The sequence below is a fragment of the Hoeflea phototrophica DFL-43 genome (assembly GCF_000154705.2).
GTDB lineage: Bacteria > Pseudomonadota > Alphaproteobacteria > Rhizobiales > Rhizobiaceae > Hoeflea > Hoeflea phototrophica.
The window spans coordinates 1,580,106-1,596,104 of record NZ_CM002917.1; the positions used below are offsets into that span (position 1 = coordinate 1,580,106).

At 60.1% G+C, this 15,999-nt stretch carries 13 protein-coding genes and 1 pseudogene; 8 read left to right on the top strand and 6 right to left on the bottom strand.

Annotated elements, in window-relative coordinates; all coding sequences use genetic code 11:
• Positions 1–146: 146 nt before the first annotated feature.
• Positions 147–770 carry a LysE family translocator gene (locus HPDFL43_RS07295; RefSeq protein WP_007196654.1) on the bottom strand — a complete coding sequence of 208 codons (624 nt, stop codon included), beginning with the start codon at positions 768–770 and terminating at the stop codon, positions 147–149.
• 427 nt (positions 771–1,197) lie between these two features.
• Here HPDFL43_RS07295 and HPDFL43_RS07300 point away from each other — a divergent pair, with 427 nt between their 5' ends.
• The gene (locus HPDFL43_RS07300; protein WP_210165626.1) at positions 1,198–3,114 is read left to right on the top strand and encodes a putative bifunctional diguanylate cyclase/phosphodiesterase; all 1,917 of its coding nucleotides are present in this window, start codon (positions 1,198–1,200) and stop codon (positions 3,112–3,114) included.
• A 49-nt stretch (positions 3,115–3,163) separates the two neighbouring features.
• On the opposite strand, the gene HPDFL43_RS07305 is transcribed toward HPDFL43_RS07300, so the two are convergent.
• Positions 3,164–3,832, bottom strand: coding sequence for a dioxygenase family protein (locus HPDFL43_RS07305; protein ID WP_007196656.1), 669 nt, complete (start codon positions 3,830–3,832; stop codon positions 3,164–3,166).
• Positions 3,833–3,905: 73 nt separating this feature from the next.
• Positions 3,906–5,321, bottom strand: a complete 1,416-nt coding sequence (locus tag HPDFL43_RS07310; protein WP_245271108.1) for a TIGR03808 family TAT-translocated repetitive protein — start codon at positions 5,319–5,321, stop codon at positions 3,906–3,908.
• A 300-nt stretch (positions 5,322–5,621) separates the two neighbouring features.
• On the opposite strand from HPDFL43_RS07310, the gene HPDFL43_RS07315 reads away from it, so the two are divergent.
• The gene (locus tag HPDFL43_RS07315) at positions 5,622–5,816 is read left to right on the top strand and encodes a hypothetical protein (RefSeq protein WP_007196659.1); all 195 of its coding nucleotides are present in this window, start codon (positions 5,622–5,624) and stop codon (positions 5,814–5,816) included.
• A gap of 171 nt (positions 5,817–5,987) precedes the next feature.
• Here the strand turns inward: HPDFL43_RS07315 and HPDFL43_RS07320 are convergent, their stop codons facing one another.
• Together HPDFL43_RS07320 and HPDFL43_RS07325 are read right to left on the bottom strand one after the other, a co-directional pair.
• The gene (locus tag HPDFL43_RS07320; protein ID WP_007196660.1) at positions 5,988–6,344 is read right to left on the bottom strand and encodes a hypothetical protein; all 357 of its coding nucleotides are present in this window, start codon (positions 6,342–6,344) and stop codon (positions 5,988–5,990) included.
• Positions 6,345–6,560: 216 nt separating this feature from the next.
• A complete protein-coding gene (locus HPDFL43_RS07325; RefSeq protein ID WP_007196661.1) occupies positions 6,561–7,439 on the bottom strand; it encodes a dienelactone hydrolase family protein in 879 nt (292 codons plus the stop codon).
• 270 nt (positions 7,440–7,709) lie between these two features.
• Between HPDFL43_RS07325 and HPDFL43_RS07330 the strand changes: the two genes are divergently transcribed.
• From HPDFL43_RS07330 to HPDFL43_RS07340, 3 genes are all read left to right on the top strand, one after another.
• On the top strand, positions 7,710–8,447 hold the full coding sequence (locus tag HPDFL43_RS07330; protein ID WP_007196662.1) for a hypothetical protein: 738 nt from the start codon (positions 7,710–7,712) through the stop codon (positions 8,445–8,447).
• Between the two features lie 67 nt (positions 8,448–8,514).
• A complete protein-coding gene (locus HPDFL43_RS07335) occupies positions 8,515–8,937 on the top strand; it encodes a carboxymuconolactone decarboxylase family protein (protein WP_007196663.1) in 423 nt (140 codons plus the stop codon).
• 199 nt (positions 8,938–9,136) lie between these two features.
• Positions 9,137–9,631, top strand: a complete 495-nt coding sequence (locus HPDFL43_RS07340) for a YchJ family protein (protein WP_007196664.1) — start codon at positions 9,137–9,139, stop codon at positions 9,629–9,631.
• Between the two features lie 47 nt (positions 9,632–9,678).
• Here the strand turns inward: HPDFL43_RS07340 and HPDFL43_RS07345 are convergent, their stop codons facing one another.
• Entirely contained in the window at positions 9,679–10,257 is a 579-nt protein-coding gene (locus tag HPDFL43_RS07345; protein ID WP_007196665.1) for a glyoxalase superfamily protein, read from the bottom strand.
• 313 nt (positions 10,258–10,570) lie between these two features.
• Here HPDFL43_RS07345 and HPDFL43_RS07350 point away from each other — a divergent pair, with 313 nt between their 5' ends.
• From HPDFL43_RS07350 to HPDFL43_RS21625, 3 genes and pseudogenes are all read left to right on the top strand, one after another.
• Positions 10,571–11,455 carry a polysaccharide deacetylase family protein gene (locus HPDFL43_RS07350; RefSeq protein ID WP_007196666.1) on the top strand — a complete coding sequence of 295 codons (885 nt, stop codon included), beginning with the start codon at positions 10,571–10,573 and terminating at the stop codon, positions 11,453–11,455.
• A 108-nt stretch (positions 11,456–11,563) separates the two neighbouring features.
• Positions 11,564–14,086, top strand: coding sequence for an ATP-dependent helicase (locus HPDFL43_RS07355; protein ID WP_007196667.1), 2,523 nt, complete (start codon positions 11,564–11,566; stop codon positions 14,084–14,086).
• A gap of 950 nt (positions 14,087–15,036) precedes the next feature.
• Positions 15,037–15,794 (top strand): annotated as a pseudogene (locus tag HPDFL43_RS21625) (IS5 family transposase).
• Positions 15,795–15,999 lie beyond the last annotated feature (205 nt).

Genomic DNA, 15,999 nt, shown 5'->3' on the forward strand with positions numbered 1-15,999 from the left:
CATAGGGGCGCGGTCACATCCTCGCAACGGGCAGAGCCGAAAAAGGTTTCTCCCGCACCGGCTTTTCAGTCGATAAACATGCCGTGCCATAAATCCGCTGACGCTCTCGCCAGCAGGTCCAGGTTTTGTTCAGCGCTCAACCCCACTCAGCGCTCGGCAAGCGCCAGCCGCACGCCCATCAGCGCGAAGGCGGAGGCAAAGCCGCGTGTGAGCCAGCCCACCACCTTTGGCCGCGACATCACATGGGTGCGCGCCTGTGACGCCAGCAGCCCGTAAAGCGCGAAGACGATAAAGGTCAGTGCCATGAATACGCCTGCCAGCCCAAGCATCTCGGCCGTTGCGCCAACAGCATTGGGATCGACGAATTGCGGCATGAAGGCGAAGAAGAACAATGTGAGCTTGGGATTGAGCACGTTGATCAGAACGCCCGCCCCGACAATCCGCATGGGCCGCGCTGCCGGGGGCGCATTCTTGGCGGACACATCAATCGCGCCACCCGCCGAGTCGCGCCACATCTGCCAGGCCATGTAGAACAGGTAGATCACGCCGAGATATTTGAGCGTCTGGAACGCCAGTGCGCTGGTGTGCATGAGCGCAGCCAGCCCCAGAACCGATGCCGTGACATGCGGCACGATGCCCAGTGTGCACCCCAATGCCGCCAGCACAGCCGCCCGCGCGCCCCGCGTCAGCCCCGCTGCCAGCGTGTAGATCACTCCCGTACCAGGCAGCAGCACAACAATGAGCGTGGTGACCATAAACTCGACCGACATGAAACGTGACTCCAAAGGGGGACAGTCACTCAAAAGTGGCTCGGTGAGGCGATTGATGTCAATCTTTGGACACTGATAATCTTGTCGACCTCATGCCGTTGGCGTTGGGTGCCAGCAGCTTTTTCGCGGCCTGATCCTGGCAGGAAAGAGTGTCCCGCGGTAAATCATCTCTGTTGCCCTGCAGTCACTAAGAGCCAGCAGAACCCGATAGACAAATTTTGTATTTACCATGAAACCGATAAATCCGACCCAACACACTTCAGCAACAGAATCTTGTGCGTGTTTCACGGAATATTAGAACAAGAACATAAATAATAGGGTTTCAGTGCAAAATCGAATGCCGCAAAGATCGGATATTGCCATGAAACCCGCTCGGAACACACAACTTGCTGTAGCGTTGGTCTGTCTGACCGGATTGGCGGTCACCATGCTGACCTTTTGGATGGATCATTTTTCCAAGGCAACAGTCCAGGTGCAAGCCGAAATGAGCGCTGCCAACTGGATTGCTGGCTTTGAGCGGAGTGTCCCGGATCTTGATCAGCTTCTTCTCGGTGAACCCATATCTTCCGAACAGAGGCAGTCGATCGAAACCACGATGCTCGGTTCCTCTGTATTCGGTGTGCAGATTTTTGATGCCGCCGGCAAGAAACTGTTCGACAGTTCGCTGCCGGGTCTCGGCATTCCGCAAGAACACGGCCTCAATTTTCGCGCAGCTCAAGTGGCGAGAACAGGGACAACTGATCTGTCGGTCGAAGCCGGCGATGTCAGCCTCGGCGAACCGGAGAGTTATGCCGAAGCATATATGGCGTTTTACGGCGGACGGCCACAGCCGATTGGATCTGTGGAATTGTATGTTGACGTTAGCGGGTCAGTAGCCGCTTTGAGCCAGAAATTCGGGTGGGTCGGCGCCTTTGCGATCGCTGCGACTCTGCTTGTCCTGGTGGTGCCGGGCCTGGCCGTCGTCAAGCAGCAGGAGAGTTTGAAAGAGCGGGACAGGAAAATGAGCGAGATGGCTCGGACCGATGCCCTCACCGGTCTGTTAAACCGGCGTGGTGTTGATCAGGAACTGGCCGCGCTGCCGAGCTCCTTGGGGCTGGACGACAGGGCATGGCTCCTGCAGATCGATCTCGACAAGTTCAAGCCTGTCAATGATGTTCTCGGACATCAGGTCGGCGATGAGTTGCTTGCCAGGCTGGCTCGCCGCTTGCGCTACGCGGCGGGGCCTGATGCAATTGTTGGCCGTACAGGTGGCGATGAATTTCTGGTGTGTCTGAAAACGCAGGCCCCGGAAAAACAAGTGTTTGCCAGGATTGAGCGCCTGCGGCTGAGTCTGCTCAGGCCGATCAGGATTGATGGCAATGACTGCTGTGTGGGTGCCAGCATTGGTGCCGTCGGCTGGTCAAGGTCCGAAGGTTGGGATGTCATCGAAGCGGTCCGGTATGCCGATGTTGCCTTGCAGAAGGCCAAGGAAGGAGGACGCAACAAGGTCGTGATGTTTGAGCCTTCAATGCAGGATCGGGTCTTGCATGATGCGAAAATCGCTGAAGACGTCACGTTGGGGCTGTCTCGCAACGAGTTTACCGCGTATTTTCAACCGATCGTCGACGCAGGTTCCGAACAGGTTGTTGGGTTTGAGGCGCTGGCACGATGGACGCATCCCGAACGAGGTCTGCTGCTGCCTGGAGATTTCATGCAGGCATCGGAAAAAGCGGGACTCGTTCCGGCGATCGACCAGGTCATTCTGCGAGACGCTATCGCGTTTGCGAAGCAACTCAAGGCTGCTGGCCGCGAGGATCTGCAGGTCAGTATCAATCTGTCAGGTATCCGCCTCAAGGAACAGGAGACGGTCGATGAATTTGTCTGGCAACTTGCGGCGAATGATCTGCAGCCATCCCAATTCCGGCTCGAACTTCTCGAGTCCATTCTGCTCGACGACAGATCGGACAATGCAACTGACATTCTAAAGCGCTTTCATCATCTCGGCTTCAAGATTGATCTGGATGATTTTGGAACGGGCCATGCAGCCATAGCCAGCCTTCACCGCTATCCGATCGACCGCATCAAGATCGACCGTAGCCTGATTTCAGGTATTGGGAGTGATCCGCAGCTTGCAATTCTGACCGAAGCGGTGGCCGCTCTTGGATACAGGTTTGGTGTCGAGGTTCTGGCCGAAGGGATTGAACGCCAGGATGAGTTGGACATCGTGCGGAAAATGAAGGTTGGTGCGATCCAGGGCTTCCTGTTTTCCAAGGCAAAGCCTGCACACGAGTGCCTCGACCAGCTTGCTGCCGACACAGGTGCACAATCCGTGCCCGCGCCGTCCATCCGGGCCCTGTCCGCCTGAGGCTCGATCGTGACGAACAGGCAGCGTCGCCCGGTCGGCAGATGAAACGTCAGACGACAATGTCCACCGTGGTTTCCGGTCCCTCAGGGCTATCGCTGAACACCATGCTCACCTTGGCCTTTTCGGTGTCAGACATCCTATTGAACAGCCGGTCGCGAGTGTTGCCCGGGTGGTCTGCGAGATAGAACTGCGTGGTGAGCAGCTCGCGCTCGCCGTCAAACAATTTGACATGGATATGCGGCGTGCGTCCGGGATAGACCGTCGGCTTGATGGTGCGAAAACGGTAGCTGCCATCAGCACCGGTGATGTCATGGCCAAACCCCTGGAAGCCGGTGTCATACTCCACGTTGCGGCTGTCGCCGGGATGCATGTATTTGCCGTTGACGTCACATTGCCAGATTTCAACCCGCAGGCCTTCGCGTGGAGCGCCATCAGCATCGAGCACCCGGCCTTTGAGCGTGATCACTTCACCGCCGGCCTCTTCGACCAGACCCATAACCTTGACCAGGTCATTGTCCACATCGGCCATGCGCATCGATGGTGTCGGATAGAAAGGGCCTTCGGTGGCGCTCGGCGTCGTGTTGGCAGCGGCCGCCGGCGTGCCGAACAGCCCGGCACGGAGCCCGGCCAGGCCGCCAAGTCCGGCGAGCGCCCCCAGGCCCGTGAGCGCAAGGGCGCGGCGGATCAATCCACGGCGGTTCAGGCTTGGTGTTGTCATCCGGGCGATCTTTCCAACTGGTTGCGATGTACCGGAACTATGATGTAGATGGGGCAATTCAAGGGCAAAGCCCTCATGCCACGGCATTCCGCTCCACCGTCAGATGCTTGAAGCGCCCCGCGCCAACCTTTGTCAGATCCTTGGTCACCACCTCGTTCCAGCGGCAACCGATCACAGCCCCCCCCGGGATGTCATCGAACATGTTGCCCGAGATCAGTGCAGCCCCCGCGCCCTCGACCACGGAGACGGCGACGCCGGCGCCGGAGGCGCGGATCGTGTTGCCGGTGAAATTGACCGCCCTGAGGAACGGCCCCCAGCCCATCAGCACGCCCCATTTGGGCGCGCCCTCGATGACGTTACCGCTGATTGCCGCATCGGCCTCGATCGCCAAGCCGATGCCGAACCCGGCATATTCGGCCGGGTAGGGGCCCTGAGTGGTCAGGTTGCGGATGATGTTGCCTGTGACGGCTGCAAGTCGGCCGCCTTCGTTGAAATTGGCGACCGAGATGCCCACCGTGCCGCCATCGACCAGGTTGGATGCAATCACCGCACCCTCAAACGAAAACTCCGCATAAATCGCGGTTTCGCCGGAGCGGATCGCCTGGTTGGAGGTGATCTGGATGTTGCTGGCCGAATTGGCGCGGATCGCTGAGAACGCGCAATCGGAGACGTGGTTGTCCGTCACCATCACATTGCCGGCGCGGAAGATATTGATGCCGTTGCCATTCTGTCCGGTGCCGCCGGCCCGTGCCGCAATCCGCATCACCCTGTTGCGCGCAACAATGGTGGCGTCCTCGCCCACCGACCAGCGATGCACCAGTATGCCGCCATTGGCGCAGTCGCGCACCACATTGTCGGTGATCGAAAGGCCGCGGCTTTCCACCGCATAAAGCCCCGAGAGGCCTGCGCCGGAAATCTCCGAGCGGCTGATGCGGCCACCCGAGGCCTCGAGCGTCAGCCCGTAGCCGGAGGAGCCCGAAAGTTCCATATCCTCGATCGTCGCCTCGGCCACGCCGCGAAGATGGATCAGACCGGTCACATACTCGCCCAGCCGCTGGTTGGCGCCATCAAAGGTGAATCCCGAAAGCTCGATCCGGCTTGCGCCCTCGGCCAGCATGCCATGGCCGCGGCCGCCATAGACCAGCCGTGTGGCGCCCGGGACGCCGATGATCCGTGCGCCATCGGGCAGATCGATGTTGGACACCACGAAGGTGCCCGGCGGCAGCCTGAGGATCCGGCCTGCGCGCGCCGCGTCATTGATCGCGTTCTGGAAGCGCCGGCTCTGATCGTCCGCCACATCCGGCAGAAGCCCTGCGAGATCGGCGTCATGGCCGCCGCGCAGATCGACACGGGAGAACGACAGCTCGGTACCCCGCGCCGGCGCTGTTGCCACAAGCGGCAACATGCCCGCAGTGCCTGCGGTGACAAGGCTGCCGGTCAGCCCTGCAAGCAGCGCCCGGCGGTTCATTCTGGAACGGATCTTGCTCATGCCAAGAACTGTGCACAAAGCATGCCAGCAGCAACTGTCCCGTTCTGGCACAGCGCCGATGATCGCTGACTGTCTGCGGCGATGAAACAGCTCCTGCTGGCAGGCGCTGCAGTCCGGCCCGGTGAGCTATCGTTCTTTGCCTCGCCTGTGAGGAAAGAAAAATGATGCTCTGTCCCTCCAGGATGCAGAAAACTGCATTTCTATTGAGACAGATCAATAGATAGCCACGACAGCTGGTCTAGGTTGCGCGTCAGGGATACGCCGCCGTTGGGGCGCGGCGTCCAGAGACTGGAGGCAGGCATGCTGAAACTCGTGGCAATTGTCTACATCATGGTTGGCAGCATGCTGGCTGGCAGTGTCGTCGTTGCGGCGCTGACGCTGGATCGCATGGATGCGCTCTCGATTTCGCTTGCCGCGCTGATTGGCGCGATCGTCGCTATACCGGTATCCTGGCTGATCGCCAAAAAACTGGACAAAGCCATCCGCCCGGCCTGACGCCTGGTTTTGGGCCTTGCCGCCCGAAGCCAGTCGCGCCGGATGGGAGGAGCGCGGGGCGCATGACCGGGGGGTGTGCGCCCCGCTGCATTTCTTGCAGTGGATACAAACAAAAGACCCGGCGGTTCGCACCGCCGGGTTCATCAAAAGCGTTTGAAAGGGTGATGCGGTTCAGACGAACTGCGACAGGCCGGGGATCGAGGCGATGATCTCGTCGATCGCTTCGCTGCTGCCGTTTTCGCGGGCGTAACCGATGGTTTCCTTGGCCACGCCGGAGATCTCGCCCATGCCCATGCCCATGCCCATCAGCTTTTGACCCAGGCCCATGACGCCGCCCATCGAGAGCATGCCATCGGCCGGAGCCATGGAGATAAGCTCCTGAGCGCCAGGGACTGCAGCCAGCATCTCCTTGACCTTGTCGGCCGGGCCTTCCCTTTCCAGGAATGCCAGAATCGCGCCGACCGCTTTCTGGGCGGTCTCTGCGTCGATGCCAACGCTTTCGCTGATGCGGGTGATGAGTTCGTTCATAGAGAATCCTCCGGATATATGACGTTAACGTAAACGTAATTGCGGCATCTTGCCGATGCAAGCGATTTCGGGTGCCGAGTCGATGGTTTTTGCCCAATTTTAGAGTTGCCGAATATATGCGTCACAAACACCATCTTCGCAAGGCAGTCTCAGAGATCAATTCCAGTGCAAGTGGAAACCGGTTTCGAGCCTGGAATTGCGGGAATTTGATTGGACCTAGCCGAGGTTGTCGCGCAGAAACGCCACCGTGCGCGACCATGCAAGCTCCGCTGCAGCTTTGTCATAGCGTGCCGCCGAGGTGTCATTGTTGAAGGCGTGGTTGACCCCCTCATACATGTGCAGCTCGAAGCGTTTTCCCGCCGCCTCAAGGGCTGCGCGGTAGTCTTCGATGCCGGAATTGATACGCTCGTCGAGCCCGGCATAGTGGAGCATCAGCGGAGCTTTGATCGTTGGCACATCAGCGGCACTGGCCTGACGCCCATAATAGGCCACGCCCGCGCCCAGATCCGCATCGGCCACGGCCAGATTGTTGACCAGACCGCCGCCCCAGCAAAAGCCGATCGCGCCGACGCTGCCATTGGTCTTCTCATGCCCGGCAAGAAAGGAGCGCGCGGCTGTCGCATTGGCGATTGTTTCGCTGCCCTCAAGTGTTCTGATCATTTCGCGCGCCTTGTCCTCGTCATCAGGCGTACCGCCAAGCGGCGAGAGGAAGTCGACTGCCAGCGTGGCAAATCCTTCCAGGGCGAGGCGCCGCGCCACATCGCGGATATGTTCATTCAGTCCCCGGTTTTCATGGATCACCACAACCGCAGGCAATGGCCCCGTGGCATCAACCGGTATGCTCAACTGGCCGCGCATCTCGCTGGTTGCGCCGTCGAAGGTGATGTCTGACACCTCAAGCCGCGCATCATCTTCCGCGACCATTGCAGCACGCGCGCTGCTTGCGGCCAGCATCGGCGCAACCGCAGCCGCTGCTGCTGCCGATCCGGTCAGGGTCTTGAGTTTGTTCATGAAGCCACGCCGGTCCAGCGTGAGATGCGTGTAATCGTCATAGGCCTTGATCATGGCCTGGGTGATGGCTGGCTGTCTGGGCATGGCTGGTTCCTCTCATTGGGCCACCGCGCGGCACCTGTCCTTCCAAACCTTTGCATTTAGGGGGCAGCGCGCCTGGGGGAAGGGGCTGTTACCAATGTCGCCTGTTTTGCTTCACGCAGACGTCGGCGCAAACCGCTGCTTGCACCCAAGCGGAGCCTCATGCCCAAACTTCCGGTGTGTGTGCAAATCAGCTAAGCACAATGGTGAACACGATACCGTTGTAAGAGGGATGAGATGGCACAATTGCGGTTTTGGACATCGGCTCAGGGCATGAGGCGTTGGGTTTTGATCGGCGTGATGGCTGTGGTGGCGGGCTTTGTTTCAGGCTGCCAGGGGGTGCCTTCGGTACAGGGGCCGAGCTATCTTGACCAATTGCAGCTGGCACAGGTGGATGTCGATTTCTCCGGCGCCGACAGGCCGCTGCTGGTGGCTGAGCTCGATGGTGAAATCAGCCAGTCGGTATCGGGCGGCTCGACACTTGGAACGCTCGGAACCCGCCTTGGCGTCACCAACCAGCAGGGCAGGCAGGCGGCGCTGGAAACTGCGATCGCCAACACTGTGAAACCTCATGTCCGGGACGCGCTCACACCGCTCATGCGCGGCCAGCGCCCGGTCCGCGCGGTCGTCAGCGTTCGCTCGGTGTTCATCCGCAGCCGCGCGAGCCTGCAGCAACTCACCGGCGCTCGGGTCACGGTCAATGGTCAGCGGCGGCCCGACAACGCCCAGTTCGTTGCAAGTCTCGTGCTCTATGATCTTGCCACCGGTGCGCCGATCAACATGGTGGGACCGATCACCCGCACCGATGACGGTGCGATCACTCTGGCTGGCGGCGGTCCGAAGGCCCCCGCTTATGGCAAGGCGACCCGGCTCAACCAGCTGGCCTTCGAGTTCGCTCAAGGCGCAGCCAATGTGCTCAAACGCGAGGTCGCTGGCCAGAATGCCGGTGTTGTGAACGATCAGGGCACCGAGACCATCCTCTGGGAGCGTCGCACCACCACCACCTTCTGACCCTTGATGGCCCGATGACGGGCAGATCAAGAACAGGCCGGCAGATGCCAAAGGGAGCAACGCAGCCATGACCACTTACGCACCATCCGATGATCTGGAATCCGATCCCCGCATCAAGGCGGTGTTCGACGATATCCGCGCCACGCGTGGCACTGATTTCATCAACAACATGTGGCGCTGGCTCGCCGTCGATCCGGCGCTGCTCGAACGCACCTGGGCCGAGGTCAAGGAGGTGGTCGGAAAGCCCTCGGCGATTGATCCGCTGACCAAGGAGATGATCTACATCGCCGTCTCGGTCGCCAACAATTGCAGCTATTGCATTCACTCCCACACCGCCGCTGCCCGGGCCAAGGGCATGAGTGAAGAGCAGTATGGCGAGTTGCTGGCGATCATCGGCCTGGCCGGAAAGACCAACCAGCTGGCCACCGCGCTGCAGGTGCCGGTCGATGATGTTTTTGATGCCGGCCGACATCGACCCGCCGCCGGATAGTCCCTTTTGTCTATGTTCGTACCGCTTGTCTTTGCAGGGTGAGAGCTTGTTGGTCTGGCCTGGGTTTCAGGCAAAAAGGATGGAGCCCGGCGTCAAAGCCGCGCTAGGGTAGCTTCCTGCAGTCACCTCCTCAAAGCGCCGGGGCGTGGCAGAACGACGCCAATGGTAACATCCAGAATTGAGGATTGTGAGCACGCCCATGTCCCAATGCCCGTGCGGTTCAAACGCCGATTACGCCGCCTGCTGTGAGCCGTTTCATCTGGGCGAACCCGCGCCCACGGCCGAAAAACTCATGCGTTCGCGCTATGCGGCCTATGCGCTCGGCAAGTTCGACTATCTCGAAGCCACCTGCGCCGGGCCGGCCTCACATGACTTCAGCCGAACAGAGGCCGAGCAGGCGCAGCTCAGCACAAAGTGGCTCGGGCTTGAGATCCTGCGGGTGAAAAAGGGCGGTGTGACGGACAGCGAGGGCACGGTGAAATTCATCGCCCGTTACAGCCAGAATGGCCGGGACGGAGCGCTCACCGAAACCTCTGAGTTTCGCCGCGTCGATGGCGTCTGGACCTATTGGGACCGCCAGAAAATCGATGCCCCCGGCGCCACCGGCCTTCGCACAGCCAGCGTGGGCCGGAATGATCCATGTCCCTGCGGTTCGGGAAAGAAATACAAGAAGTGCTGCGGGGCGAATGTGTGAACGCCCCGCAGGTCCTGTTCTAGAACAGGAATTCAGCCGGACGGATTTTAGGCGTCCGGAGCTTCATTGCGTTCGATGAACCGCAGCCGGTTGCCGAACGGGTCGATCACCTGCATTTCCGCGCCCCATGGCTGCGTCTCGAGGCCTGGCCGGTTGAAGCTGTAGTTCTGATCCGTCAGTTCCTTGTGGAGCGCTGAAACGCCGGTGCAAAAGACCACGGCGTTGGCGCCGGGCGTGGCATCGCCCGAGTGTTCACTCAGGTGCAGTTTCAGGCCACCGCGCGAGACCTGCATGTAAAGCGGCAAATCAGGCGCGTGACGGTGCTCCCAATCCACACCCATGCCCAGAAACCCGAGATAGTATTCCCGCGCCTTGGCCACATCAAAAATACGGAAGATCGGTGTGGCGCCTTCAAGCCGCAGCCCGGTTTCGCCTGTTGCTCCCGTCGTTCGGGTGGTCCCGCTGGCCGTGGAATCAATCCGTGCGGAAAGAATGTTCCAGGTTTCCAGCCCGAACTGGCTGGCAACAATCTCCAGCGCCTCGCTGTGGGCGATGTCGATGCCTTTTTCGCTCAGCCGCGCGCGCATGGCTTTCGCCATGGCCTTTGAATCCAGAAATGTACGCATGATGGTTTCAGTCCTTTTCGACGGCGAAAACCCCGGTCAGTACCCGCATTGCTGACGGTTTCGCCGTGAAGGATGAAACCTGCCAAAATCAAGGATGCTTTCGCCATGCCCTTGCGGGTGCGGATTGCCGGCAGCATCAGGCCGTGTCCACTTCATCTCATAACCGCCGGTGCGGATCAATCCGGATGTCACTGTTCTTCCGGGTTTTCGGCGCCCGGTCTGTCTTCAAGCGCACAGCACCCGCCGCGCGTGAACGCCAAATTAACCATAATCCGCAAAAATCCGGCAACGTCATTGTTGTGAGTTGTGTGCCATGGTTTCGCGTCTTGTTGTTGTATGCGTCTTGTCCTGCATTGCCATGGCAGGGTGCGCGTCCAAGCCTCCTTCCGATCTCTCCACATCCAGAACGGCTTATGTGCCGGTCGTCGATGGTCAGTCCCTTCGCGGCGACGGACAGGTGGAAAAGACCGGCATTCCGCCCTTTTCCAGCTTCGACAGGGAGAAGCCGGCCAAGCGAGGGCCGCTTGCCGGGCGGACCCTGAGGGTGTCCTCGATCTCCGAGATTCAATTGCGCGACAAGGAAGTCATTCTCACCTTTGATGACGGGCCGGTGCCCGGTAAGACCGACAGGGTGCTTGCGACGCTGAGGCAATATGGCGTCAAGGCCACATTCTTCATGGTTGGGCAGATGGCCAAGACCTATCCGGCAATCGCGGCAAGAGTGGTCAGCCAGGGCCATTCCATCGGCGGCCACACCTTCAACCACGCCAATCTGGCGCAGGTCGGGACAACACGCGCGCTCACCGATATCTCCTCCGGAAACACCGCAGTGACACGGGCGACCGGCAGGCCGGTGGGCTTCTTTCGCTTCCCCTATCTCTCAGACACGGCTGCGCTTCGCCGCGAGGTGACCGGTCGCGGAATGGTCATTCTCGATGCCGACATCGATTCCAAGGACTACTTCAAGCTGAGTCCGGCCACCCTTGCCGCCAACACCATGGCCAAGGTGCGCGCCAAGCGCAAAGGCATCATCCTGATGCATGATATTCACGGGCGCACAGCCTCAATGCTCCCCCAGCTGCTCTCAGAACTCAAGGCCGGCGGCTACAAGGTGGTGGCGCTGCAATATCGTGGCGCCCGCGCGCCGCAGGCTCTGGTGTCCGCCACCAGCGGCGAGACCAAATCGCGCCAGATGTAAGAGCGGGGCGCCGGCGCTGCGGGAAACTGGTCCTTCCACAGCCTCCAGCCACCGGGACAAACCCGCCATCGCTGGCCTTTCGCCCCCGAATCACTACATTCACAGGGTATGATGAACCCTGATGATGACATTCCGTTTTTCGGCGATGAAGAGCCCGAACCCCGGCAGGCGCCCAGAACACCGCCCACGGCGGGTTCCGGAGGCGGTATCGCCGCTCGCGCGCTGGCCGCAAGCCAGGCGTCGCGCAGTGCCGCGCGCCCCGCCGCATCCTATCTCGCCGGCCTCAACCCCGAGCAGGCGGATGCGGTGGAATCGATCGAGGGTCCGGTGCTGGTGCTGGCGGGAGCAGGCACCGGCAAGACAAGGGTTCTGACCACCCGCATCGCTCATATTCTCAATCTGGGGCTGGCCTTCCCCTCGCAGATCCTCTCGGTGACCTTCACCAACAAGGCCGCGCGCGAGATGAAGGAGCGCATCGGCGTTCTGGTCGGCGGCGCGGTCGAGGGCATGCCCTGGCTCGGCACCTTCCACTCGATCGGCGTCAAGCTGCTCCGCCGCCATGCCGAGCTTGCAAACCTGCGCTCCGACTTCACCATTCTCGACACCGACGATGTGATCCGCCTGGTCAAGCAGCTGATCCAGGCCGAAGGCATCGACGACAAGCGCTGGCCGGCCCGGCAGTTCGCGCAGATGATCGACGGCTGGAAGAACAAGGGGCTTGGCCCGGCGGACATCCCCGAGGGCGACAGCCGCGGCTTTGCCAATGGCAAGGGCAGGGTGCTCTACACCGCCTACCAGGAGCGGCTGCAGACGCTGAACGCGGTGGATTTCGGCGATCTGCTCTGCCTGCCGATCCGCCTGTTCCGCGCCAATCCCGATGTGCTCAAGGAATACCAGCAGAAGTTCCGCTTCATCCTGGTCGACGAGTACCAGGACACCAACACCGCGCAATATATGTGGCTCAGGCTTCTGGCCCAGCGGCCCACCGGCGAGCGCCCCAACATCTGCTGTGTCGGCGATGATGACCAGTCGATCTATGGCTGGCGCGGCGCGGAAGTCGAAAACATCCTGCGTTTCGAGAAGGATTTCCCCGGCGCGAAAGTCATCCGGCTCGAGCGCAACTACCGCTCGACCGAGCACATCCTCGGCGCCGCCGGCCACCTGATTTCCCACAATGAAGGCCGGCTCGGCAAGACCCTGTTCACCGAGCAATCCGATCCCGACCATGAGCGCGTGATGGTCCATGCCGCCTGGGATTCCGAGGAAGAGGCCCGCGCCATCGGCGAGGAGATCGAGCAGGCCCAGATCAAGGGCCGGGCACTCAACAACATGGCGATCCTGGTCCGCGCCTCGTTCCAGATGCGCGAGTTCGAGGAACGCTTCGTCACGCTGGGTTTGAATTACCGGGTCATCGGCGGCCCGCGTTTTTACGAGCGCCTGGAAATCCGCGACGCCATGGCATTCTTCCGCGTGGTCTGCCAGCCCGCCGACGATCTCGCCTTCGAGCGCATCGTCAATGTGCCCAAGCGGGGCCTGGGCGAGGCGGCGGTGCGCCAGGTTCATGATGTGGCGCGCGGACGCGGCGTGCCGATGCTGGAGGCGGCGCGCGATCTCATCCTCACCGACGAGATGAAGGCCCGCCCGCGCAAGTCGCTCACCGATGTGGTCGAGATGTTCACCCGCTGGCAGTCCATGCTCGAAAACACCCCCGGCCACGAGTTGGCCGAAACAATCCTTGAGGAATCCGGCTACACCGAGATGTGGCAGAACGACCGTTCCGCCGACGCGCCGACCCGGCTTGAAAACCTCAAGGAACTGGTCGAGACCATCTCCGGCTTCGAATCCATGCGCGCCTTCCTAGAGCACGTGGCTCTGGTGATGGACACCGACAACAACCCCGATCTCGATGCCGTCTCGATCATGACGCTGCACTCGGCCAAGGGGCTGGAATTCGAGACCGTGTTCCTGCCTGGCTGGGAGGAGGGCCTGTTCCCGCACCAGCGCGCGCTCGACGAGGGCGGCCGCTCAGGTCTCGAGGAAGAGCGCCGGCTCGCCTATGTTGGCCTGACCCGCGCAAAACTCTTCTGCCACATCTGGTTCGTCTCCAACCGCCGCATCCATGGCCTGTGGCAATCAACGCTGCCCTCGCGCTTTCTCGATGAACTGCCCGAGGCCCATGTCGAGGTGGCCGAAATGGACACCGGCTACGGCGGCTATGGCCGTGGCGGGCGCTTCGGCGCGTCAGGCGGCGGCCACTCAGGCGGCCCCTACGGCGCCTCGCGCTTTGACAAGGCCGAGCCTTTCGCCGGCAATTACAACACGCCTGGCTGGAAACGCGCCCAGGCCAACAAGACCGACGCCGCCCGCGACAACTGGGGCACCCGCTCAGGCCCCTCGGTCGAGCGCATCGCCTACGGCGAAAGCGGCCCGCGCAGCGGCTCCACCATCGAGGGCGAACTGGTGGCCCGTTCCAGCGGCACGGATTCCGCCTACTCCATCGGCGACCGCGTCTTTCACATGAAGTTCGGCAACGGCAACATCGCCTCCATCGACGGCAACAAGCTCACGATTGATTTCGACAAGGCGGGGCAGAAGCGGGTGCTGGATGGGTTTGTGGAGCGGGTGGGGTAGGGTGGACAGGCTGTGCCGCGATCAACCTGACAAGAAAATTATGATCGTGCCTTCGAGGTGCGACCGGTGCTTAATGGTCCCGCGATTCCGGGAGGTGCTACGCCGAGCCGTTTTGGCGGAGTTAAAACCTTTGCGGCGCTTCGCTCGGTTGAAACTGCCGGTCGCCTGCTCTGTGGTAAGGACTGGCTGACAAAACCGGAAGAGGCGACCGGGAAGCAGATCATTTATGGCAAGCCCGGCCCGAAAAGTCCCTCAGGTGTATGTTTCAATGGATTTTGAATTTTATCATCGCAATGTCTCCTTTGGGTTGGTCTTCAACAACTCGACTCTCCCGGAAAACAATGGTGACCACCGTTACCCTGCTACGCCACGTCCTGAGACATGAGCCTCGCCAGCCAGCCCTTAACCAAAATGGGATCTCCTAATTGAGTTGCCTGACGAACTTCCCTACACCTCAAAGGCCTAGAGCGCACCGTTCTGAAGAAAACTGAAGTTATGGCTGCGCGTCCAATTACGTGATCGATGCCATTTTTTGTACGGAACTGAGTTATTTGAGCTTCATGCAACCGGTCGCCGTTGCTAATCTAAGTATAGGAGGGGGCGGAATGAGAAGATTTACAAAATACATTCTTCTAATTTGCCTGTCGGCCCTTATGCAATTGCTTGTGATTATTCTTATATCTGACGCTCCAGAGGAATAATTGAAAATGCTTCCGAAAATCATGGTAGAGTTTGCTGGAGGCTATGTATTCATACTCGTGATGGGTGGTCCTCTGGCATGGGTCGTGGGAACCCTCGGGGTTGCGTTGTTAATGCTCGCTATCTGGAGCGCAGTCACGAAATTCACAGATTTACTGCTCACACGTTTGATGCGCTAGCTAGGGCCTGTGGACATTCAGGATTCCCATCGGGTTTGATTTCTGATTCAAACTTTCCAAACGGAGGTTTGAATGAACGAGCAGCGCTTTGTGGTGACGGATGATGTATGGCAGCGACTTGAGCCGCATTTGCGTGGAAAGGCCAGCGATGCGGGAGCCACGGCAAGAGACAATCGGCTGTTTCTTGAATCAGTTTTTTGGCGCGTTCGGACCGGCTCACCATGGCGCGACCTGCCGCCAGCTTTCGGGAATTGGAACAGTCAGTTTCGGCGGTTTCGCCGCTGGGCGAAGGCGGGAGTATTCGAGGGTCTTTTCAAAGCCATGAGCGGTGACCCCGACCTCGAATATGCGCTCATCGACGGCACCATTGTTCAGGTTCACCAGAAGGCAGCTGGCGCAAAAGGGGGACTCAGGCTCAGGCCATCGGGCGCTCACGCGGCGGCCTGACGACCAAAATCGTTGCACTCGTCGATGCTCTTGGCAACTTGGTCCGCTTTCTGCTGCTGCCGGGTCATGCGCACGACATGAAAGGCGTTGCGCCGCTGATCCGGGATGTCTCCTTCGGCGCGCTAATGGCGGATAAAGCATTCGACGCGAACTGGCTTCTAGAGGAGTTGGATGAGCGTGGCGCAAGCGCCGTGATCCCACCGAAATCAAACCGAAAGCAACAGCGTGACTACGATGTCGAAGCCTACAAGTGGCGGCATCTGGTTGAAAACTACTTCGCGAAGATCAAGGAATTCAGAGGCATAGCAACACGCTATGACAAAACGGACTGTAGCTACACAGCCAGTTGGAACCTTGCCACGACCCTGATTGCGTCAAGATGATTGTCCACAGGCCCTAGTGTTCTGCCGTTGGGACGGCAGAATTTCGGTATCAGTTTACGCACTCCCAAATTTATCGCAGCTTTCCGCTACGGGTCGTGTTTTGCGCGCAATACCATTACCGGCTTGGAAGCGTATTTCGGTTACGAATTACGGTGACGGTAACCGTAACTTGTCTCCGTCATACCGGGCTTGACCCGGTATCCAG